This is a genomic window from Pseudomonas sp. JZ134 (assembly GCF_051027695.1).
GTDB lineage: Bacteria > Pseudomonadota > Gammaproteobacteria > Pseudomonadales > Pseudomonadaceae > Chryseomonas > Chryseomonas luteola.
The window spans coordinates 3069057-3091238 of sequence record NZ_CP069250.1 but is presented as its reverse complement, the minus strand read 5'-3'; the positions used below and the strand labels follow the sequence as shown (position 1 = coordinate 3091238).

The following is a 22182-nucleotide window of genomic DNA, read 5'->3' as shown; positions in this document are numbered from 1 at the left end:
CCGCAGGCGAACCGCCTTGTGCTGATGCCGGGCGCATGGCCATCTTATTTCAGGAGAACAGTAATGCGAGACGTTGTTATCGTGGCCGCTACGCGGACGGCCATTGGCAGCTTTCAAGGTGCGCTGGCCAATGTGTCGGCCGTGGAGCTGGGGGCTGCAGTCATCAAGGCCGTGATCGAAAAAACCGGTATCGCACCGGAACAGGTCGATGAAGTCATCATGGGCCACGTATTGACGGCAGGTCTTGGACAGAACACGGCGCGTCAGGCCTCCATCAAGGCGGGATTGCCGCCTACGGTGCCAGCGATGGCGCTTAACAAGGTGTGCGGCTCGGGCCTCAAGGCGCTGCATCTGGCCACCCAGGCCATTCGCTGTGGTGATGCCGACATCATCGTGGCCGGTGGCATGGAAAGCATGAGCCTTGCGCCTTACGTTCTGCCCAAGGCGCGTACCGGTCTGCGGATGGGAAATGCCGAGCTGGTCGATTCGATGATTCAGGACGGTTTGTGGGACGCGTTTAACGATTACCACATGGGGATTACTGCCGAGAATCTGGTCGAGAAATATGGCATCAGCCGCCAGGCGCAGGACGAGTACGCCGCGGCCTCCCAGCAGAAGGCTCTCGCGGCTATCGAGGCGGGCCGCTTCAAGGACCAGATTACCCCTGTCGTGATCCCTCAGCGCAAGGGTGATCCGGTGGTGTTCGATACCGATGAGCAGCCGCGTGCAGGCACGACAGCCGAAGCCTTGGCCAAGCTCAAGCCAGCATTCAAGCCCGACGGTACGGTCACGGCCGGTAATGCTTCCAGCATCAATGATGGGGCCGCTGCGCTCATTCTCATGAGTGCGGAAAAGGCCGACGCGCTGGGCCTGCCGGTGCTGGCCCGTATCAAGGCTTATGCCAATGCAGGGGTTGATCCTTCCATCATGGGAATCGGACCCGTGTCAGCGACGCGCCGTTGTCTGGACAAGGCAGGATGGGATCTGGGCGAGTTGGACCTGATCGAAGCCAACGAAGCCTTTGCTGCCCAGGCATTGTCGGTAGGGCAGGAGCTGGGATGGGACTGGGACAAGGTCAATGTGAATGGAGGGGCTATCGCGCTGGGTCATCCGATTGGCGCGTCGGGCGGACGGGTCGTGATCAATCTCCTGTACGAGATGATCCGGCGTGACGCGCACAAGGGGCTGGCGACCTTGTGTATTGGTGGTGGCCAGGGTGTCGCGCTGGCTATCGAGCGATAAGCCAAGGGCTACACGCTTTGTAATGCTACAGGTGTGTAGCCACTGAATTTTCGATGCGTATGTGGTCGTTATGCAAAGACCCTTTTCTTGATGGGAGTCATAACGATGTCTATTTTACGCATGCTGAAAGCCGGTACCTTGAGCGGGCTCATGGCGATTGCGGGAGGCGTGATGGCCGCTGACGCGGACAATCCTTTGACCCAGGAGCGTTGGAAGACGCGTCCCCTTGTTGTCCTGGCGGCTTCGGCGGATGATCCGGTGCTCAAGCAGTTGACCACCTCCCTTGAAGAGCCACGCAACCGTGAGGCTTTTATCGAGCGGGATATGGTGCTTTATACCGTAGTCGGTGATCGTGGCCAGCGTAACGGTGAGCCGCTGAGCGAACATCAGACCCAGGCGCTGGTCAGTGCGCTTGATGAGCAGCCGAGCGGCGAGGCAACGGTCATCCTGGTCGGCAAGGACGGCGGGAAGAAAATCGTGCAACAAGGCCAGATCGATCCTGCCGCAATCTTTGCCACCATCGACAAGATGCCCATGCGCCAGCATTAACCCTGGGCGGCATAGTCATAGGGGCCACCTTTTTCCAGGGCGCGTTGATACGCCGGTCGCGCATGGATACGCTCCAGAAAGGCCTTGAGCTTGGGGCGGCCCTGCGTCAAGCCTGCGCGACAGGCAGCCGCTTCCAGCGGGAAACTCATCTGTATATCGGCTGCTGTAAAGGCGTCACCTGCAAACCATTCGTGCTTGCTCAACTCACTTTCCAGATAATCGAAGTGCAGGTTCAGCTGCGGCTGAATGAAGACTCGGGTGACCTGATCACTGATAGCGCGCGCGATAGGGCGGGCGAAAAAAGGCATCGGACCGGTGCGGACACGGTCGAACACCAGCTTGAGAAGCAGGGGTGGCATGGCTGAGCCTTCGGCATAGTGCAGCCAGTAGGTATAGCGTGCACGCTCGGGGGCGTCGGCGGGGGGAACGAGTGACTGCCCGTAGCGGTGGGCCAGATAATCGATGATGGCGCCTGACTCCGCCAAGGTCATCGAGTCATCGGTAATAACCGGCGACTTGCCCAATGGGTGAACATCACGCAGCTCCTTTGGAGCCAGCAACGTCTGCGGATCACGCTCATAACGTTTGATCTGATACTCGAGCCCCAACTCCTCAAGTAGCCAGAGGACACGTTGCGAGCGGGAGTTGTTGAGGTGATGAACCGTGATCATGGGCGCTCCATAGGCTGAGGAGATACATAGCCTGGCGTACTGTGCGTCTCGCCAAGCAATAAGCGGAACCAAATAAAAAAGGCGCCGTGTAACGGGCGCCTTTTTGGACAGCGAAAACTCAGCGACGCTTCAGCCAGGCCGCATAGGGCGGTGGCAGCAGGTCCTGAGGATTCTCGCGACTCAATTCGATAGCCGCATGGTAAGGCCAGAAGGGATCACCCAGTACAGCCTTGCCCAGCATGATCAGGTCGGTCTGGCCGCTTTCGATGAGCTCATTGGCATCCTTGGGCTCGCGAATGGACCAGCTGATGGAGGTCAGCACATCGACCGCATCGGTGATTTGCTTTGCCTTTTCCCCCATGAAGCCTGGCTTGCCCCATGGAACATTGGACACATCAGGCGTATTGAAGCCCATGCTGACGTCGATCAGGTCCATACCGCCTTCCTTGAAGCGGCGAACCAGCTCGATGGACTCTTCCATACCCTGGTCGCCTTCAACGAAGTCGGTCACGCCCAGGCGTACGATCAACGGTAGGCTCTGGGGCCATACCTCGCGTACGGCATGGAAGGTTTCCAGCAGGAAGCGTGCACGGCCTTCGAAGTCGCCACCGTATTCATCGGTACGCTTGTTGGCCAGCGGCGAGAAGAAGCTCTGCGCCAGGTAACCATGGGCGAAGTGCAGTTCAAGCAGTTCAAAGCCAGCAGCCAGGGCGCGCTTGGCAGCGGCTACGAAATCAGCTGTAACGCGATGGATATCCTCGACCGTCATCTGCTTGGGGGCACGGGGCAGGTGGGCACCAAAGGCATTATCGGAGGGGCCAATGGTTTCCCAGGCCAGCGGATGGTCTTCCGGCAGATGATCATCGCCTTCCCAGGGACGGTTGGCGCTGGCTTTGCGCCCGGCGTGAGCAATCTGGATACCGGCTACGGCACCGGTGGATTTGATGAAATTGACGATAGGCTTGTAGGCTTCGGCCTGCTCATCGTTCCAGATCCCCAGGTCAGCAGGGGTGATACGGCCTTCAGGGGAGACGGCGCTTGCCTCTACAACAATAAGACCTGCACCGCCTGCCGCACGCGAGGCATAATTCTGGAAGTGCCATTCGTTGGGCATGCCGTCTTTTGCCATGTACTGGCACATGGGAGAGACGGCAATACGGTTACGCAGGGTAACGTCTTTGATTTTCAGTTCGCTAAACAGATCAGCCATTGGGCATGTTCTCCAAGAGTAGGTAGCATCTGGCAGTTAGAGGCTTACCGATATATTGTGTTCAATATAATTGCGTGAAATGTAAACAAGCAAGAGGCTCGGCGTCGCAGGATGTTCGCTTTGGTCTCGACGAGGTCGTCATGTCTGATTCGATAAAAGAGACGCCAAATCGCTCCGTGTGCGAGCTTTCACTCGACGAACAGTTGTGTTTTCCGCTTTACGCAGCGGCAAATGCCACCGTTCGCGCCTATCGGCCATTGCTTGAGCCGTTGGGTCTTACGTATCCGCAATACCTAGTCATGCTTGTGCTCTGGGAGCGGGACGGGCTCAAGGTCACTGAGATCGGCAGGCGCCTGCATCTGGATACCGGAACCCTTACCCCGCTGGTTAAACGCCTCGAAGCTGCCGGCCTGGTCCAACGGTCTCGCCTGGTTGAGGACGAGCGTTGTGTGGCGGTAACGCTGACCCAGGATGGGCGAGCCCTGCAGGAGGCCGCACGTGGCATTCCCGGTACGATGAAACAGACGCTTCCTCTGGACGCCGACACGGTGGCGGCTCTGAAGGCAGGTCTTTCACGCCTGATCGAAGTCAGTGAAACATTGAACGGACGCGATTAGGCCTGGATTGAAACTATAAGGCGCCACGCTTTCCTAACCCTCTGAGACAGTACATTCGATAGGGTGCCGCCATGGCAAAGGCGCATGCACTCAAAGCGCCACGATAGAGACAACAGGTTAAGGATTCTTGAATGCGCGTGTTTAGAACGCTGGGACTGCTGGGGCTGATTTCACTGCTGGCTGCCTGTGCAACACCGTTCGGACCGCCGACCACGCTGGACGGCAAACTCAGGCGACTGGGCTATAGCCAAGGCGAGCCAATCCGTACAATCCTTGGGTTCGACTTGTCTGGATGGAATTATCTGGATCGCAGCCACATTGCGCTGGGAACTGGCCTGGGGCGGGCCTATCTGGTTGAGTTTGCGCAGCCTTGCGGCAACCTGCAGGCAGGTAACCGTATCGGCTACAGCTCAAGAGCGGCCGGCTTGCGGCCTGGAGATCTGATCATTTCCAATGCGCCAGCCGGTGATGCGGAGCGGTGTACCATTGGTGAGCTGTACAAGCTGATTCCCCTGGACCGCTGATCGCTGCACCGTAGGAGTGGTACTTTGAACAGCAGCTCTGCCCATTTTCTCCCAAGGAGTTTTCGCGTGAGGCGTCTGATTCCGTTTGCCGCTTTTTTCCTGTTTCCGTTGCTGGCCCAGGCCGAGACCATCAACTGCCGTGTGGTAGGTGTGCACGATGGCGATACGCTAACCTGCCTGACGCCACAGAAAAAACAGCTCAAGGTTCGATTGGCCGAGATCGATACGCCTGAGTCCAAGCAGCCCTATGGGACTCGTGCGCAGCAGTCCCTCTCCAGCATGGTTTTTGGCAAGGATGTGCGGCTTGAGGTACAGGATACCGACCGCTACGGCCGCAAGGTGGCGCGCGTTTACCAGGACAGGACAGATGTGAATGCCGAGCAGGTCAAGTCCGGCTCGGCCTGGGTGTACCGGCAGTATTTGAAAGACAAGTCGCTGCTGGATCTTGAGGCCGAAGCCAAGGCGGCCAAGCGCGGTCTTTGGGCGCTACCGGAGTCGGAACGCATGCCACCGTGGGAGTGGCGCAAGGCCGACCGTGACAAGCGTCAGGATAAGCGGCAGGGATCAGCCACCTACACGCCGCCGGTCAAGTCGGCAAGCGAGGAAGGCGGCGAGTTCAACTGCTCGACGCTCAAACGCTGTAATGCCATGTCCAGCTGCGCCGAGGCGAAATTTCAACTGCAGCAATGTGGCAACACTCAGATCGATGGAAATCACGACGGGGTGCCCTGCGAGGCGCTTTGCAAGCGGTAGGATTGTTATACCCGTAAGCCTTGCGGGCTTACGGGCTTTCATTGACCCCGTCAGGGTGTATAGGCGTTGATGAAGATGGCGGGATCGACCCGTGCATCGTTCAGGCTGACATTCCAGTGCATATGCGGCCCGGTGGCTCTACCCGTCGACCCCACGAAGCCCACCACGCCACCTCTGGGCACTTCCTGCCCCAGCTTTACGTTCACTTTGGACATATGGCAGAACATGCTGATAAAGCCCTGTCCGTGGTCGACGAATACCGTACGGCCATTAAAGAAATAATCGCCAATCAGAATGACCTTGCCTGCGGCTGGCGCCTTGATCGGTGTACCGGCTGGAACGGCAAAATCGAGGCCTGAATGTGGGTTGCGCTCCTGGCCATTGAAAAAGCGCCGCAAGCCGAACGGGCTGGAAAGGCGTCCATCGACGGGGCGGTCCAGCAGCAGGTTACTGGGCGTACCGGGGGAAAAGATCTGATAGGCCTTGGTCTGCTCAGCCAGCTCACGCTCGATTCGCTTGAGATCCGCCGGATTGGGGTTTACCTGCCGATCATTTTTCAGCGTGATGTGCTGTTCCTTGTAGTGGCGACTGCGTACGGCAAATGTTTCCGTGCGGCTACCATTGACCGTCAATGTCTGCTGACCGGGTTTGATCGTGAGTGGAATACCGACGATAGCGATCCAGCGCTGGCCCTCTTCGTGGACCACCATGACCGGCTTCCCTTGATAGGTGGCTTTGGGAGCCGTCGGGCCGTTGCCCAATGGAACAACCGCTACACCCCCTGGAACAGGTTTATCCAGCAGGCGGGTGATGAAGCCTTCAGCATGGGCGCAAAAGGTAAAACACAAGGTAATCAGTAGCAGAAGAAAGCGAGGCATAGGAAAACAATCAAGGCGATGTGATCCAGTCATCCTCGTTCATGTCTTGGCTTCTGGCAAATCGCTCGTGGCTGAACCCGGGCGAGTTCACACCGGTCACTGCATGAGGACATCAAGGAGAAGCCTCATGAAACTCTACTACTATGAACACTGTCCCTTCAGTACCAAGGCGCGTATGGCGCTGGGCCTCAAGCAACTCGATGCAACGCTTCAGGTGCTGTTGTATGACGATGTGGCCACCCCTGAGCGTTTGGTAGGCAAGAAGACTGTCCCGATCCTGGTAAAGGACGACGGGACCGTCATGACGGAAAGTCTGGAGATCGTCCGTTATCTGGATCATCTCGATGACATGCCGATGATTGAGCAAACCCATTCGCACGCAGTAACCGCCTGGATTGAATCTGCCCTGCCGTCGTTTCAGCAGCTGGGCTATCCGCGCTGGGCACAGATCGGCCTTAAGGAGATGGGCTCGCGTGAGGCGCACGCGCTGTTTGTCGAGAAGAAAAGCCAGATCATCGGAGATTTCAATGCGGCCCTGTCAAACAGCCAGCAGGCCATTGAAGACATCAACCACCGCTTGACGCTATTAGTTGAGATGTACGGCCTTGATCCGGTACGTCCGCAGCTCCTGCTGGATGACTTCAACCTGTTTCCAATTCTGCGAGGCCTGAGCGTCACGGCTGGGCTGGAGTGGCCTGACTCGGTGCGCCGCTATGTCGACGAGCTGAGCGCACGTGTTCAGGTAGAAACGTTTTTCAGTCGCGCCTGCTAATGGTCAGTCCAGTAGGGAGAGCGTCGTTGGTTCCCGATGATTGTCTTCCACCCGAACATCCAACTCGCCTTCAGCCAGGCGGGCTTTGAGGCGCTGGCCATTACGCGTTTGATCGGCGGACCGGATGGCGTGGCCGCGTTCGTCGAGCAGAATGCTGTAACCACGACCCAGAGTGGCAAGCGGGCTAACGATATGCAGCGTTTGAACCTGGGCGGCCAGGCGCTGACGACGCTCCTTGAGCTGGCGTTCCATGCAGCGCGGAAGCTGCTGGGCCAGTTGATCCAGCCGCTGACGTAGCAGGGCAAGTTGACGGCCCGGATGCTGGCCTGCCAGTCGGGTTTCGACATGGGCAAGGCGATCCCGGCGTCTGTTCATATCAATCACAAACGCACGGCGCAGTCGCATGTCCAGATCATCGATACGCTGTGCTTGCTGGCGCAGCCGCTCGCCCGGATGCTTGAGCCGACGCGTCATGTTTTCCAGGCGCAACTGCTCACGGCTGAGCCGCTCACCCATGCGGACAACCAGGCGCCGATACAGCGCGTCCAGGCGGTTTTTAAGGTCCCCGCTGTGAGGGGCCAATAGTTCTGCGGCAGCGGAGGGCGTCGGGGCGCGTACGTCGGCCACGAAGTCGGCAATCGACACATCCGTCTCATGCCCGACCGCGCTCACGATAGGCGTTTGAACGGCTGCAACAGCGCGGGCAACCTGCTCTTCGTTAAAGCACCATAGATCCTCAAGAGAGCCACCGCCCCGGGCCAGAATGATCGCATCGAAACCCTGCACGTCTGCCGTTTGCAACGCACGAACGATCTGTCCGGTGGCCTCACGCCCTTGTACTGCCGTAGGTATCAGGACCAGCTCGACCTGTGGTGCACGGCGCTTGAAAACGCTGACGATATCGCGGATGACCGCTCCAGTCGGTGAGGTCACGATTCCGATACGGCACGGATGGCCCGGCAGCGGTTTCTTTCGCTCTTGCGCGAACAAGCCTTCGTCCAGCAGTTTCTGCTTCAGGGCTTCGAATGCCTGTCGCAAGAGCCCGTCACCTGCTGGCTCCAGGGTTTCCAGAATCAGCTGATAATCACCACGGCCTTCGAACAGGGAGACCTTGCCGCGAACCTTCACCGCCATGCCATCCTTGAGCAGGTTCCTGACACGCACGGCGTTCTGCCGGAAGAGGGCGCACCGTACCTGGGCGTCCTTATCCTTCAAGGTAAAGTAGATATGGCCGGAGGCGGGGCGGGCAAGATTGGATATCTCGCCTTCCACCCAGACCTGAGAAAAGACGTCTTCCAGCAGAACACGGGCGCGGCCGTTGAGCTGGCTGACGGTTAGGACCTCACGGTCGAGGCCGAGACGTTGAAAAGGATCGTTAAGCATGGCGGGCATCATAAGCCCGCCGTCGGCTGGATGCTAGCGACCCAGCACGTCTGGGTTCGCGACATTTTCCGGCTCGCCCGCAAAGAAGGCGATCAGATTGGCAAACGCTTCGCCAAAGTAGAGTTCGTAGCTGTGTTTCTCTACGTAACCCAAATGAGGCGTGCACAGGATGTTGGGGTGGGAAAGGAGGGGATGGCCGGCCGGTACGGGCTCCTCTTCATACACGTCTACCGCGGCATAACCTGGGCGACCTGCCTCGACAGCTTCAAGCAGTGCGCCCGGCTCGATCAGACCTGCACGGGCAGCATTCACCAAAAGGGCTGACTTCTTCATCAACGCCAAGTCCTCACGACGGACGATATGGCGGGTCTTGTCTGAAAATCGCAGATTCAGGCTCAGTACATCCGACTCGGCAAAGAAGGTTTCCTGGCTGTCGGCGGCGCGATGACCGTCCGCCAGTGCAGCCTGCCTCGAGGTCTCGCTGCCCCACACCAGAACAGGCATGCCAAAGGCCTGACCATATCGGGCGAGCAGCTTGCCAATCTTGCCGTAGCCCCAGATCCCCAGAATCTGGCCGTTCAGCCGTTCGCCCAGATTGACCTGCCAGCCACCGGCATAAAAGGCATCGACGGCCGGTTTGAGTTTGCGCCGCGCCATGAGTATCAGCGCCCAGGTCAGTTCGGCAGCGGCGATGGGCGAGCCGGTGCCTTCCACCACCGCAATTCCGCGATGAGTACAGGCTGCGACATCCAGATGACCGGTCGCCTTGCCGGTCTGGCTGATCAGCTTGAGGCGGGGTAGATGGGACAGCAGCGCCTCGTCGACATGTGTTCGCTCACGGGTCAGCACCAGCGCATCGGCTTCTCGAAAGCGCTCGATCAGAACGGCTGGGTCACGCTCGGCATCATGATAGACCGTGACGGTATGCCCGGCACGTTCGAGCAGGGTAAAGCAGTCCAGGGTTTCGACAACGTGTTGATAGTCGTCCGGGATGACGATGTGCATGGCGGCGCTCCGTTGTGTTCTTGTGCCGATAGTTGAGCATAAGAACAGAGAGCCGCCTAGGTGGGATGGGCCGTCTGGGCAGGGTGCCCAAACGGATAATCTGATGCCCTCAGAAGGTCACGCTGGCACTCAGACGCGCCGTACGAGGCTCGCCCACATTGACCTGCAATGCGCTACCGGTGCTGGAGGGGTAGTAATGCTTGTCAAACAGATTGTCGACGTTGAGTTGCAGCTTGGCTTTATAGCCATGCACAGGCAAGTCCCAGCGCAGGAAGGCGTCAGCGACGGTATAGCTGCTCATATAAAAGCTATTCTCGTCGTCACCGGCACGTTCCCCTACATAGCGCGCACCTGCACCGGTATGCCAGTCACCCAGGTTGGACGGCACCTGCAAATGATGGGTGAGGTACAGGCTGGCCGTATGTTTAGGTGCCTGATTGAGGCGGTTGCCTTCCCAGGTGGGATTGCTGTTATTTTCCAGAATGCGCGTGCGGGTATAGGCATAGGTGCCGATGAGTTTCCAACGCTCGGACAGCCGCCCGGTTACGTCCAGTTCCAGCCCGCGAGCACTCACTTTGCCTGCACTGCCTATCGACTTTCCGTTGACCATGCGAGTGCTCACTACATTGTCTTTTTCGATATCGAACACGGCTGCGTTCAGATTCAGGCCCGGCGCCAGAGTGTATTTGGCACCCAGTTCATAGCTGCGTCCTTTTTCCGGATCGAATGTCTGATTGAGATCGTCCACGGTGGTGTTGGGAACAAAGGAGCGGCTGTAGTTTCCGTAGAGCGACAGGGCGTCGGTTGCTTGAAAAACCAGACCAACAAACGGGATAACTACCTGATCGTCCCTGTCCAGGCTAGTTTTTCGGTTTGCTCCCAAACCTTGGGCGGCATATTGCTGGAATTGCTGATAGCGACCGCCTAGGACCAGAATCCAGCGATCATCCAGATGCCAGTTATCTTTGAAATAAAGCGAAGTGGACTCAAGCTCGTTGCGTGCATTGCTTTGCGTAGGGCTGATCTGACTGGGCGCGGCAAGCTTGCCATAGGTGGGTGAATAGATATTGATGTTACGGCGGGAGTCAGTGCTATTGCGATAGGTCTTGCCCCTGTACTGATCATTCATTTCATGATCGATACCGATCAATAAATCATGGCGCTGGCCCAGGAAGTCCTGTTTCCCAATAAAGTCCCAGCTGGTGTAGGTGGTCTCGTAATCATAATGACCGCCATTGGCTGTTCGCAGAAGTTCGCCACTGGGCGTAACCGAGACCGGCTGAGCGATGGCGAGGCTATAGCGGTCGTTATTCCAACCGTAGGTCAGACGCGTCTTCCACTCGTCGCTAAGCTGATACTCGAATCGAGCCGTTGCAGTCTCGCTGATGCCGGTTGTGTTGGCCCATTTCTCATCCAGACGCTTGTCGTAGCTGATACTGGCCGGATGGCCATCGACAAACACCGTGCCGCGGTCAAACGGGCTCGTATAGTCGTTGTATTCATAGGCCAGCGTCACGCTGGCGCGTTCGCCAGTCCAACTCAGCGAAGGAGCGATGAGGGTGTGCTGATTGACACCATAGTTGCGCCAATAGTCCTCGCTTTGCCGCTCGGCGATCAGGCGATACGCAAAACCGGTATCGCCCACAGGCCCGGTAGTGTCGATATTCAGACTACCGCCCCCTTCGCTGAAGGCCGAGCCGCCAAAGGTAGTGCTCTGCACATACTGAGGCTGTTTACTGACTACGTTGATCAATCCACCCGGCTCAAGTGCTCCGTAAAGAAGAGAAGCCGGGCCCTTGAGAACTTCGACCCGCTCACTGGTAGGGCCAAAGTTGCGGGACAGGTTTGAGCGTACGCCATCGCGAAAGATCGAACCGTCGGCATTCGTACCAAATCCCCGCTTGACCAATGAATCCTTGGTGTTCCCCAAGGTATTGCCCTGGCTGACGCCGCTGACAAACTTCATTGCATCATCCAGCGACTGAACGTCGTAGTCCTGAATGATTTCAGGCGTTACGACCTCAATAGACTGTGCTTCCTCCTTGACTGGCACATCACTCTTGCTGGCTGTACCTGCCTGTACGGCTGTATACCCGTCTTCTACCTGAGGCATATCTGCCTGAATTTCCATGGTAGACAGGTCGACGCGGTCTTCCGCCTGGGCGGGTAGGGTGTACGCAGCGATGCAACCGGCGAGCAGGGAAAGAAGGAAAGGGGTTTGCCGGACATGACCGAAGAGGAGTAGCGAAGCTTTCAAGGAAATTACTCATGATTTGGTAATGATAATTATTCTAATTTGATATCGTTTCCCATGTAAACGGAGCGGCAACTTTCATGCCTACGTTGAGGCTTTCCTCTAGGACAGGTATAATGTCGCGCTTCTTATTTTTCCCGCCCGGGAGCCCCTGCCATGCTGCGCATCAGCCAAGAAGCCCTGACTTTCGACGACGTTCTCCTGATTCCCGGTTATTCCGATGTCTTGCCAAAAGACGTCAGCCTGAAGACCCGCCTCACGCGCGGTATCGAGTTGAACATTCCCCTGGTATCTGCTGCGATGGATACCGTAACCGAGTCCCGCCTCGCCATTGCCATGGCCCAGGAAGGCGGTATCGGAATCATCCACAAGAACATGACGGTCGAGCAGCAAGCTGCTGAAGTCCGCAAGGTCAAGCGCTTCGAGGCCGGCGTTGTAAAGGACCCGATCACGATCGATGCCAGCGCAACCGTCCGCGACCTGTTCGACCTGACGCGTCAGCACAACATCTCGGGTGTACCGGTCCTGGCCAACGGTGATCTGGTCGGTATCGTCACCTCCCGTGATGTGCGCTTTGAAAACCGCCTCGATATTCCGGTACGCGATGTGATGACTCCCAAGGAGCGTCTCGTTACCGTTCGCGAAGGTGCCAACAAGCAGGAAGTGCGCGAGCTCTTGCACAAGCACCGCTTGGAAAAGGTCCTGATCGTCGATGAGGCCTTCAATTTGAAAGGCATGATGACCGTCAAGGACATCGAAAAAGCCAAGGCCTACCCGAACGCCAGCAAGGACGAGGCGGGCAGCCTGCGTGTCGGCGCTGCCGTCGGTACCGGCGCCGAGACGCCTGAGCGTGTGGCTGCGCTGGTTGCTGCCGGTGTTGACGTTATTGTGGTCGATACCGCTCACGGTCACTCCAAGGGTGTGATCGAGCGTGTACGCTGGGTCAAGGAAACCTATCCGCAGGTTCAGGTCATCGGTGGCAACATCGCCACGGGTGAAGCCGCCAAGGCACTGGCTGATGCAGGCGCCGATGCCGTCAAGGTCGGTATCGGCCCGGGCTCCATCTGCACCACGCGTATCGTAGCCGGTGTGGGGGTTCCGCAGATCTCCGCCATTGCCAACGTTGCCGCTGCGCTGGAAGGTACAGGTGTTCCATTGATCGCTGACGGTGGCATCCGTTTCTCCGGTGACCTGTCCAAGGCCATCGTGGCGGGCGGTTACTGTGTCATGATGGGCTCCATGTTCGCTGGTACCGAAGAGGCGCCGGGCGAGGTCGAGCTGTTCCAGGGCCGCTCCTACAAGTCCTACCGTGGCATGGGCTCGCTGGGTGCGATGTCGCAGAGCCAGGGCTCCAGCGACCGTTATTTCCAGGACTCCGCGTCCGGTGCTGAAAAGCTGGTACCGGAAGGCATTGAAGGTCGCGTACCGTACAAAGGTCCGTTAGCCGCTATCATTCACCAATTGATGGGTGGCCTGCGTGCCTCCATGGGTTACACCGGCTGCGCCACAATCGAGGAGATGCGTACCAAACCTCAATTCGTTCGCATCACCGGCGCCGGCATGGCGGAATCCCATGTACACGATGTGCAAATTACGAAAGAAGCGCCCAACTACCGCGTAGGCTGATTGCCGCGACAATAGGTTCGCTGGGTGTTTTATGTTGAGATTCGGGGCTGTCTTAGATGGCCCCGAATCGTCTGTTCTTACCGCTCATGAGAAATGGCCATGTCCCAAGACATCCACGCTCACCGTATTCTGATTCTCGACTTCGGTTCCCAGTACACCCAGTTGATCGCACGCCGTGTGCGTGAGCTCGGTGTTTACTGCGAACTCCATCCCTTCGACATGGATGACGCCGACATCCGTGCCTTTGCCCCTCGCGGTATCATCCTTGCCGGCGGACCGGAATCGGTACATGAAGCCAACAGCCCTCGCGCACCCAAGGCCGTATTCGAGCTGGGCGTTCCGCTGCTAGGCATTTGCTATGGCATGCAAACCATGGCCGAGCAGCTGGGCGGCAGAGTCGAAGGCTCCAACGTTCGCGAGTTTGGTTATGCCAAAGTCGATGTGGTCGGCAAGAGCCGCTTGCTTGACGGTATCGAAGACCATATCGACGACGATGGCGTCCTCGGTCTGGATGTCTGGATGAGCCACGGCGACAAGGTATCCAACCTGCCGGAAGGTTTCCATATCGTTGCCAGCACTCCAAGCTGCGCCATTGCAGCCATGGGTGACGAAAAGCGCGGGTGGTATGGCGTGCAGTTCCATCCGGAAGTGACTCATACCAAGCAGGGCGGCCGTATCCTGTCGCGCTTCCTGTTGGATATCTGCCAGTGCAAGGCACTGTGGACACCTTCCAATATCGTTGAAGACGCCATTGCCCAGGTTCGTGCCCAGGTTGGTAGCGCTAACGTGCTGCTCGGGCTGTCCGGTGGTGTGGATTCTTCTGTGGTCGCGGCGCTATTGCACAAGGCTATCGGCGATCAGCTGACCTGTGTCTTCGTCGATAACGGTCTGCTGCGCCTGCATGAGGGCGATCAGGTCATGGCCATGTTTGCCGAGAACATGGGCGTGAAAGTCATTCGTGCCGATGCCGAGCACCGCTTCCTGACCAATCTGGAAGGCGAAGCCGACCCAGAGAAGAAGCGCAAGATCATTGGCCGCACCTTTATCGACGTGTTCGATGCTGAAGCCAGCAAGCTGCCAAACATCAAGTTTCTGGCACAGGGCACTATCTATCCGGACGTGATCGAGTCTGCTGGCGCCAAGACGGGCAAGGCGCACGTGATCAAGTCCCACCACAACGTGGGTGGTCTGCCAGAAGAGATGAACCTGAAGCTTGTCGAGCCGCTGCGTGAGCTGTTCAAGGATGAGGTCCGCAAGATTGGTCTGGAGCTGGGTCTGCCCTATGACATGGTGTACCGCCATCCTTTCCCGGGTCCGGGTCTGGGCGTGCGTATCCTGGGTGAAGTGAAAAAGGAATACGCCGACCTGCTGCGTCGCGCGGATGACATTTTCATCACCGAACTGCGCAAGGCTGATTGGTATCACAAAGTCAGCCAGGCTTTCGTAGTATTCCAGCCGGTCAAGTCGGTTGGTGTGGTTGGCGATGGCCGCCGTTACGCCTGGGTCGTAGCCCTGCGTGCTGTAGAAACGATCGACTTCATGACCGCGCGTTGGGCTCACCTGCCTTATGAGCTTTTGGAAAAGGTTTCCAATCGCATCATCAACGAGATCGACGGCATTTCCCGCGTGACCTACGACGTGTCGAGCAAGCCGCCGGCAACGATCGAGTGGGAATGATCTGACGCATTGAGCACAAAGGCCGCCTTTCTAGGCGGCCTTTGTGCTTTTAGGCGCCCCGCTTCAGCCCCAGCCACCGTCGACAGGAAACTCGTGCCCCGTCAGTTGGGCACTGTCATCCGCCGCTAGGAACAGCACAGTAGGGGCAACGTGCTCAGGAAGCAGGCGCAGTTTGAGGCACTGGTGTTCCTGAATACGGGCTTCGTCTTCCGGCGTGATCCATTTCTCCAGCTGACGCTCGGTCATGATGCAGCCTGGCACAACCGTATTGACACGAATGGCATCGACACCCAGATCCCGTGCAAAGGTTCGTGTCAGTCCGTGTACCGCTGCTTTGGCACTGACATAGGCTGCCAGCCCGCCAAGCGCAAGCTGGACGCTGATGGAGCCAAAGTTGATGATCGATCCGCCGCCAGCCTGGATCATCTGTGGCGCAGCGGCCTGAATAGCAAAAAACAGGGGGCGAAGGTTGATGGCCATGCGGTCGTCCCAGTATTGGGTATCCACTTGGCGCCAATCGTGACGATCATCATTGGCAGCGTTGTTAACCAAGACACGGATAGGCCCCAACGCTTGTCCTGCGTCCCTTATGGCTTCCTGAAGACTATCGATGTCTCGGATATCACAGCGGCGAAACCAGGGGGCTTGGCCGGTTTCGGTCTCCAGCTCAGTTATCAGGCGCTGACTGGCCTGCTCATCGATATCGATAAAGGCGACGTGTGCGCCTTGTGTATGAAAGGCGCGAGTCAGGGCACCACCGATGCCGCTGCCACCACCCGTAATGAAAACGGTGCGGTCCTTGAGGCTAGGGTACTGTGCAGTTGCTTGATTCATTTAGATTTCTCTGTATGGACAAGAATTAGGCGCGCTCGGCGACCAGGTCGGATGCTGAAGGCGTCCGAGGTGACCAGGCAGCATTCATTTCTTCCAGGGTTTTGTTTTTTGTCTCTGGGACCCAACGCCAGACAAATACAGCGGCCAGCAGGCCCATAACGCCATATACCCAATAGGCGAAGCCGTGGTTGAAAAGGTCGGTCAACCAGGCATTGCTGTTCATCATGGGGAACGTCCAGGACACCAGTAGATTGGCTAACCATTGAGTAGCGACAGCAATGGAAAGGGCGCCTCGAATGCTGTTAGGAAAGATCTCTGAAAGCAGAACCCACACCACAGGCCCCCAGGAAACTGCAAAGGCGGCTACGTACACCAGCATCATCAACAGGGCAGTAATGCCTAGGCTTTGGAGGTAGAACGCTGTACCCAGCCCCAGCATGCTAACGGCCATTCCAAGCGCGCCGATGATCATCAGGGGTTTACGCCCAACACGATCTACTAAAACGATGGCAACAACCGTGAAGATCAGATTGACTGCACCAACAATGATGGTCTGGATCAACGAGACGTCTGCTTGGCTACCCATGTTCTTGAAGATTTCCGGCGCGTAGTACAGCACCACATTGATGCCCACAAACTGTTGGAAGATGGACAGCAGCATGGCAATCAGGATGAGGGCGCCGCCATAAGAGAGCCAGGGCGCTTCACGGTGGCTCTGCTGGAAGGACAGACGAATCTCATTAAGAATGGTTTGTGCTGCGGCAGAGCCGTTGATTTGTTCAAGTACCTCCATGGCACGGCCCGTTTGGCCTTTCATGACGAGATAACGGGGTGTTTCAGGCGTCTTGAGAAGAAGCGCCATAAAGGCGAAAGCCGGTACGATCTCTGAGCCCAGCATCCATCGCCAGCCGTATTGGCTCAGCCATTCCGTAGTTTGGCCGCGGGCAATGAAGTAATTGACGAAATACACCAATAACATGCCAAAAATGATGCAGAACTGGTTGCACGACACCAGGCGACCACGCATGTGGCTGGGAGCAATTTCAGCGATGTACATAGGCGAAAGCATAGAGGCAATACCAACCCCCATTCCGCCTATGATCCTATATAGGTTAAAGGCGCTGATGTGCTCAATACCAAATACGTTGACGACTTCAGGCAATGCGGAGCCGATAGCCGAGACGATAAAAAGCAAGGCGGCTAGGATCAGCCCGTTGCGACGGCCTAGACGCTGGCTGATATAGCCCGCAAAAAAGCCCCCGATTACGCAGCCTAGCAGGGCTGATGCAATGGTAAATCCAGTAATAGAGTTGGCGAGATTAGGCGTGATTTCATCAGGAAGAATGAAAACTTGCCTGTAGAACAGCCAGCCCGTAATAGCGGAAACAATCGCAGCAAACACTAACCCACGCATGCGTCCGTAAAGCCGCATGAAGTAATAGATACTTAAGGCAAGCACAAGCAGGGTACTGAGCAGAAGCGTGTTCTTGAACTCAATGACGACCCGACTGGCCTGCATCGGGTCTTGAAACAACGGGTCAATAAAGTGCATCCGTATCGGTTCTACAGCACCGGAAATCACGGCAGTGTCGTAGCCGAACAGCAAGCCGCCGAATGCTGCGGCAATAGTGACGAATACCAAGAATCCAGAGGATTTGGCACGGTTCATGTTGTCTCCTAGGCTGTGGAGGCAGCCGGTTTTTGTATTTGTTAGCGATTCCCTGGAGTACAACGATCCGCCTCCTTGCGGATCAAAAAACTGTGCTGAGTAGTGAGGCAGGTTCAGCCTGGAGCAGTCAGGCTGAACAGTTCAGGTAAATACGGGGCTGCTGATGGGTCACTGCAGAGGAAAAACGCTCAAGGGCAGGCCGCGGCGCTGAAGATTGTCCATTAGTGAGCGAATGCCGAAGGACCACGGGGCGGCTTGGTCGCTGGTGGTGACCCGGTTGCTCAGCGTGCCCAAACGCGATGTGCTGATCGTGACCACATCGCCCAGCTTGTGGGTGAAGCCACCGCCGGGTTGATCGCGATCCTGGCGTGGAGCGAATAGGGTACCGAGAAACAGGACAAACCCATCCGGGTACTGGTGGTTGGCATTAAGCGTCTGCGCGACCAGATCGAGTGGGTCTCGGCTGATCTGGCGCATGGAGCTGTGGCCTTCCAGCAGATAGCCGTCTTCGCCGTGAATGCGCAAGTCAACCTCTGCCGAGCGCACATCGTCGATGCCGTAACTTTCATCGAAAAGACGAATGAAAGGGCCGATGGCTGTTGAAGCATTATTGTCCTTGGCTTTGGACAGCAGCAGAGCGCTACGACCTTCAAAATCCCTGAGGTTTACATCGTTGCCCAAGGTCGCGCCCTGAACTTTGCCCGTACTGGAGACCACCAGCACAATCTCAGGCTCTGGGTTGTTCCAGGTGGATTTGGGGTGAATACCAATGTCCGAGCCGTAACCTACCGCTGAAAGAGGCTGGGCCTTGGTAAACACTTCGGCGTCCGGCCCTATACCTACTTCCAGATATTGAGACCATAGGCCCTGCTCGATGAGTACCTTTCGTAGCGCTTCTGCCTGATCTGATCCTGGCACGATGTCGGATAGATCAACGCCGATGCGCTCAGTCAATGAGGCGCGGATGTCAGCCGCCTTGCCCGGATCGCCCTTGGCCTGTTCTTCGACGACGCGCTCCAGCAGGCTGGCCGCGAAGGTGACACCGGCTGCCTTGATAGCCTGTAGATCGATCGGTGCGAGAAGCCAGGGCTTGCTCTCATCACGCTCGCGGTTGTCGCTATTGGCGAGCAGACCTGGCAGGTCTATTAGGGGCGCTGGCAACGGCAGCTCACGAAGATAGGCAGCAGGGTTGTCCAGTTCCATCAGCGCAGATATGGTCGAAACCGAGGTGCTGATGTCATACACCGCCTGCTCTTTGACGAGCACCACGGCAGGGCCGGCGGTGGAGCCGGGTAGCCAGACACGGCCGACCCAGGTACCAGCGGCCATGTCGTCAGGCGCTTGATAGGCCGCCGTCAGGGGATGTGAAGGCGTGTAGGAAGACATGCGGTTCTCCTTACTCAATGGGAGTGGCGAGGGGCACCGTTTTCGGTGATCACTCGCATATACAGGGTGGCTGGCTCCAGGCAGCCGCCAGTCGATAACTGCCCGACCAGTTTGCGGTAGAGCTCCTGCCAGGGGGTCTGAGAGGTCGGAATGCTGGGCAAGGCTTCGCCGCGCCGACGCTCCAGTTCATCCTCGTCGATCAGCAGTTCGACCCGTCGTGCATTAAGGTCGACCCTCAGGCGGTCCCCTGTCCTGAGCAGGGCAAGTCCGCCGCCTATAGCTGCTTCGGGTGACATGTTGAGAATAGACGGGCTGGCTGAGGTGCCGCTCTGGCGTCCGTCACCCATGCAGGGCAGTGAATCGATGCCTCGACGGATCAGCTCTGAAGGTGGCGCCATGTTGACCACCTCGGCGCTGCCGGGGTATCCCACTGTGCCGCAACCGCGAATGACCAGGATGCAGTGCTCATCGATTTCCAGGCTGGGATCGTTGATACGGGCGTGATAATCCTCAGGCCCCTCGAAGACAATCGCACGCGTCTCGAAGGTGTTCTCCTTGCCTGGCTCGGCCAGATAGGTCTGACGGAACGCTTCACCAATAACCGAGACCTTCATGATGGCGCTATCGAAAAAATTGCCGCTCAGGACGATAAACCCGGCGCGATGCTTGAGGGGCGATTCACAGGGGCGAATCACATCATTGTCCAGCGTCTGATGCTGCGTGATGATCTCGCCAATGGTTTTGCCGGAGACGGTGTTGCAGTGCCGATGGATCAAACCGGCCTTATCCAGTTCGTGAAGCACGGCCGGTACACCGCCCGCGCGGTGAAAGCTTTCACCCAGGTATTCACCTGCCGGCATGCAATTGACCAGCAACGGGACGTCCTCGCCCAGGCGCTGCCAATCTTCCAGGCTCAGATCGATACCCATGTGGCGGGCAATCGCGATCAGATGTGGAGGGCAGTTGCTGGAAGCCCCTAGGGCCGAAGCCAGCACGATGGCATTTTCGAATGCCTCTCGCGTCATGATCTGCGAGGGACGAATTTCTTCTTTCACCAGGTCGACAATGCGCTTGCCTGTGACGTAGGCCATCTGGCCACGCTCGCGGTAGGCAGCCGGAATACTGGCGCACCCAGGCAGCGACATGCCGAGCGCCTCGGCCAGTGAGTTCATGGAGAGGGCTGTGCCCATGGTGTTGCAGTGGCCGATGGACGGGGAGGCCGCCGTGGTCATTTCCATGAAGCCTTCGTAGTCGATCGTCCCGGCAGACAACAGGTTGCGTGCATGCCAAAGCACGGTTCCGGAGCCGATACGCTTGCCGTTATGCCAGCCGTCCAGCATGGGGCCGCCGGAAAGCACGATGGCAGGAAGATCTGTCGTGGCGGCTGCCATCAGGCAGGCCGGGGTGGTTTTGTCGCAGCCTGTAGTCAACACCACGCCATCGAGCGGATAGCCGTGCAGAATCTCCACAAGCCCGAGATAAGCCAGGTTTCGATCCAGCGCAGCGGTAGGCCGCCGGCTCTGCTCAGCGAGCGGGTGCACCGGAAACTCCATGGGGATTCCGCCTGAGTCGCGAATGCCGGCCTTGACGCGTTGGGCAAGTTCCAAATGGTGGCGGTTGCAGGGGGCCAGGTCACTACCTGTCTGGGCGATCCCGATAATAGGTCGACCCGATTGCAATTCATCACGGGTCAGTCCGTAGTTCATATAGCGCTCTACATAAAGCGCGGTCATGTCGGCATGGGCAGGATCATCAAACCATTGCTGGCTGCGTAGTCGGCGTTGTGTGGGTTCACTCATGCTTTGTTGTTCTTCAGATCAGAGGTGAAGGGGCGCAGCGAGCGCTCCGGAGCGATAACAGGTATCAGACGCTGTGCTGGAAAAGAACGTGTGAGGGGCAAGGACATGATGCGTTCACCACTATTGTTTTTATCAAGCGAATGTTAGCGCATACATTTCGATGTTAGCGCCTACATTTTGTTTGTAAAGACCTCTTTTGACGCTAAAATCAGCTGTGCTTATAACGGTATGGATGATGAGAAACCGGAAACCGGCTCGTAGACGAGTCACGATGCAGGACATAGCGGAACACGTCGGCGTGAGTTCGATTACGGTTTCCCGAGCGCTCAAGACGCCGGAAAAGGTCGCCGTGCCGGTGCGTGACAAGATCCTCGAAGCATGCAGCCAGCTGGGCTACGTCCCCAACCAAGCCGCTATGGCCCTGGCGTCGGCACGTTCCCAGAATATTGTCGTGTTGATCCCCTCGCTTACCAATAGCGTGTTCGTCGACATCCTGGTCGGCATCAAGGAGCGGCTCGACCGGCATGGTTATAACCTGCTCATCGGCATAACCGGCTATTCGCTCGAACAGGAGGAACACCTGCTGCGTACCTATCTGCAGCATTCCCCGGATGGTGTGATCCTGACGGGTATCGACCATACGCCCGGGCTATGGGCATTGCTGGAACAACAGCAGATTCCAACGGTGCATACCATCGAAACCCTAACGCGGGACGATTGTTGGAGCGTAGGGTTTTCCCAGTTTGCCGCTGGGTATGCCGCGGCCCGTCATCTGATCGAGTGCGGCTATCGACGTATCGGCATCATTGGCGCGCAGGGCGATCCACGCACGCTGCGGCGTCGAGATGGGTGCCGCCAGGCGCTTGAGGAAGCCGGGTTATATGATCCACAGCGGGAGCTGTTTGTGACCAACAACTCTTCCCTGGCGCTGGGGGCAGAGCTGTTTGAGCGGATGCACCGTACACATCCCGATTGTGAGGCGCTGTTCTTTTGCAATGATGACTTGGCGCAGGGCGCTGTTTTCAAATGCGGCCGCCTGGGTATTGCCGTTCCCGACCGCATGGCCATCATGGGCTTCCATGACCTAAACGGGTCGGCCTGGACGTCTCCGCCGCTCACGACTGTGGCAACACCACGCTATCGCATCGGTTGTGAGGCCGCAGAGCTGCTTGTCGCTCATCTGGCGGGGCAGGACAGGCCGGAGCGTCATGTAGACCTGGGATTTGAAATCGTTCACCGCGAAACGACACGGCTTGATCCCAGGGCCTAGGTCGCTCATTCCCATCAGTCTGAAAGCGTACGTCTCCGCTTACTTAATTGAGAGTGCTTCTTA

The 22182-nt window shown here is 57.6% G+C and carries 19 protein-coding genes; 9 read left to right on the top strand and 10 right to left on the bottom strand.

Features of this window, described 5'->3' with window-relative positions; genetic code table 11:
• The first annotated feature begins 63 nt into the window (after positions 1 to 63).
• On the top strand, positions 64 to 1242 hold the full coding sequence (locus JQR86_RS14380) for an acetyl-CoA C-acetyltransferase (protein WP_434153782.1): 1179 nt from the start codon (positions 64 to 66) through the stop codon (positions 1240 to 1242).
• Between the two features lie 105 nt (positions 1243 to 1347).
• Entirely contained in the window at positions 1348 to 1791 is a 444-nt protein-coding gene (locus tag JQR86_RS14375; protein ID WP_197871958.1) for a DUF4174 domain-containing protein, read from the top strand.
• On the opposite strand, the gene JQR86_RS14370 is transcribed toward JQR86_RS14375, so the two are convergent.
• A complete protein-coding gene (locus JQR86_RS14370; protein ID WP_019364407.1) occupies positions 1788 to 2462 on the bottom strand; it encodes a glutathione S-transferase in 675 nt (224 codons plus the stop codon). The genes JQR86_RS14375 and JQR86_RS14370 overlap by 4 nt on opposite strands.
• A 118-nt stretch (positions 2463 to 2580) precedes the next feature.
• The gene (locus JQR86_RS14365) at positions 2581 to 3672 is read right to left on the bottom strand and encodes an NADH:flavin oxidoreductase/NADH oxidase (RefSeq protein ID WP_434153781.1); all 1092 of its coding nucleotides are present in this window, start codon (positions 3670 to 3672) and stop codon (positions 2581 to 2583) included.
• A gap of 140 nt (positions 3673 to 3812) precedes the next feature.
• Between JQR86_RS14365 and JQR86_RS14360 the strand changes: the two genes are divergently transcribed.
• The 3 genes from JQR86_RS14360 (at position 3813) to JQR86_RS14350 (ending at position 5566) form a co-directional block, all read left to right on the top strand.
• Positions 3813 to 4289, top strand: a complete 477-nt coding sequence (locus tag JQR86_RS14360) for a MarR family winged helix-turn-helix transcriptional regulator (RefSeq protein ID WP_074828019.1) — start codon at positions 3813 to 3815, stop codon at positions 4287 to 4289.
• 131 nt (positions 4290 to 4420) lie between these two features.
• Complete coding sequence (locus JQR86_RS14355; protein WP_019364410.1) at positions 4421 to 4813, top strand: DUF6491 family protein; 393 nt, start codon at positions 4421 to 4423, stop codon at positions 4811 to 4813.
• 66 nt (positions 4814 to 4879) lie between these two features.
• The gene (locus JQR86_RS14350; protein ID WP_150347899.1) at positions 4880 to 5566 is read left to right on the top strand and encodes a thermonuclease family protein; all 687 of its coding nucleotides are present in this window, start codon (positions 4880 to 4882) and stop codon (positions 5564 to 5566) included.
• A gap of 50 nt (positions 5567 to 5616) precedes the next feature.
• Here JQR86_RS14350 and JQR86_RS14345 read toward each other — a convergent pair whose 3' ends face one another.
• Positions 5617 to 6444 carry a peptidoglycan DD-metalloendopeptidase family protein gene (locus tag JQR86_RS14345; RefSeq protein ID WP_289923796.1) on the bottom strand — a complete coding sequence of 276 codons (828 nt, stop codon included), beginning with the start codon at positions 6442 to 6444 and terminating at the stop codon, positions 5617 to 5619.
• A gap of 127 nt (positions 6445 to 6571) precedes the next feature.
• Between JQR86_RS14345 and grxB the strand changes: the two genes are divergently transcribed.
• Positions 6572 to 7216 carry a glutaredoxin 2 gene (gene grxB, locus JQR86_RS14340; protein ID WP_434153780.1) on the top strand — a complete coding sequence of 215 codons (645 nt, stop codon included), beginning with the start codon at positions 6572 to 6574 and terminating at the stop codon, positions 7214 to 7216.
• Between the two features lie 3 nt (positions 7217 to 7219).
• Here the strand turns inward: grxB and xseA are convergent, their stop codons facing one another.
• From xseA to JQR86_RS14325, 3 genes are all read right to left on the bottom strand, one after another.
• Positions 7220 to 8599, bottom strand: coding sequence for an exodeoxyribonuclease VII large subunit (gene xseA / locus JQR86_RS14335; protein ID WP_239381631.1), 1380 nt, complete (start codon positions 8597 to 8599; stop codon positions 7220 to 7222).
• Between the two features lie 33 nt (positions 8600 to 8632).
• Entirely contained in the window at positions 8633 to 9604 is a 972-nt protein-coding gene (locus tag JQR86_RS14330; protein ID WP_434153779.1) for a D-2-hydroxyacid dehydrogenase family protein, read from the bottom strand.
• A gap of 109 nt (positions 9605 to 9713) precedes the next feature.
• Positions 9714 to 11735: a TonB-dependent siderophore receptor gene (locus JQR86_RS14325; RefSeq protein ID WP_434154925.1), complete on the bottom strand. Its 2022-nt coding sequence runs from the start codon at positions 11733 to 11735 to the stop codon at positions 9714 to 9716.
• 279 nt (positions 11736 to 12014) lie between these two features.
• Between JQR86_RS14325 and guaB the strand changes: the two genes are divergently transcribed.
• Positions 12015 to 13484, top strand: coding sequence for an IMP dehydrogenase (guaB, locus tag JQR86_RS14320; protein WP_010797355.1), 1470 nt, complete (start codon positions 12015 to 12017; stop codon positions 13482 to 13484).
• 99 nt (positions 13485 to 13583) lie between these two features.
• Positions 13584 to 15161 (top strand): glutamine-hydrolyzing GMP synthase, encoded by a 1578-nt coding sequence (gene guaA, locus JQR86_RS14315; protein WP_010797356.1) that lies wholly within the window; start codon positions 13584 to 13586, stop codon positions 15159 to 15161.
• A gap of 63 nt (positions 15162 to 15224) precedes the next feature.
• On the opposite strand, the gene JQR86_RS14310 is transcribed toward guaA, so the two are convergent.
• The 4 genes from JQR86_RS14310 to JQR86_RS14295 all read right to left on the bottom strand — a co-directional run bounded on the left by JQR86_RS14310 (position 15225) and on the right by JQR86_RS14295 (position 20849).
• Entirely contained in the window at positions 15225 to 15995 is a 771-nt protein-coding gene (locus JQR86_RS14310) for an SDR family NAD(P)-dependent oxidoreductase (protein ID WP_074828031.1), read from the bottom strand.
• A gap of 25 nt (positions 15996 to 16020) precedes the next feature.
• A complete protein-coding gene (xylE, locus tag JQR86_RS14305) occupies positions 16021 to 17664 on the bottom strand; it encodes a D-xylose transporter XylE (protein ID WP_434153778.1) in 1644 nt (547 codons plus the stop codon).
• A gap of 168 nt (positions 17665 to 17832) precedes the next feature.
• On the bottom strand, positions 17833 to 18993 hold the full coding sequence (locus JQR86_RS14300; RefSeq protein ID WP_434154924.1) for a fumarylacetoacetate hydrolase family protein: 1161 nt from the start codon (positions 18991 to 18993) through the stop codon (positions 17833 to 17835).
• 71 nt (positions 18994 to 19064) lie between these two features.
• Positions 19065 to 20849, bottom strand: a complete 1785-nt coding sequence (locus JQR86_RS14295) for an IlvD/Edd family dehydratase (RefSeq protein WP_434153777.1) — start codon at positions 20847 to 20849, stop codon at positions 19065 to 19067.
• A gap of 271 nt (positions 20850 to 21120) precedes the next feature.
• Here JQR86_RS14295 and JQR86_RS14290 point away from each other — a divergent pair, with 271 nt between their 5' ends.
• The gene (locus JQR86_RS14290) at positions 21121 to 22119 is read left to right on the top strand and encodes a LacI family DNA-binding transcriptional regulator (protein WP_434153776.1); all 999 of its coding nucleotides are present in this window, start codon (positions 21121 to 21123) and stop codon (positions 22117 to 22119) included.
• Positions 22120 to 22182: the final 63 nt, after the last annotated feature.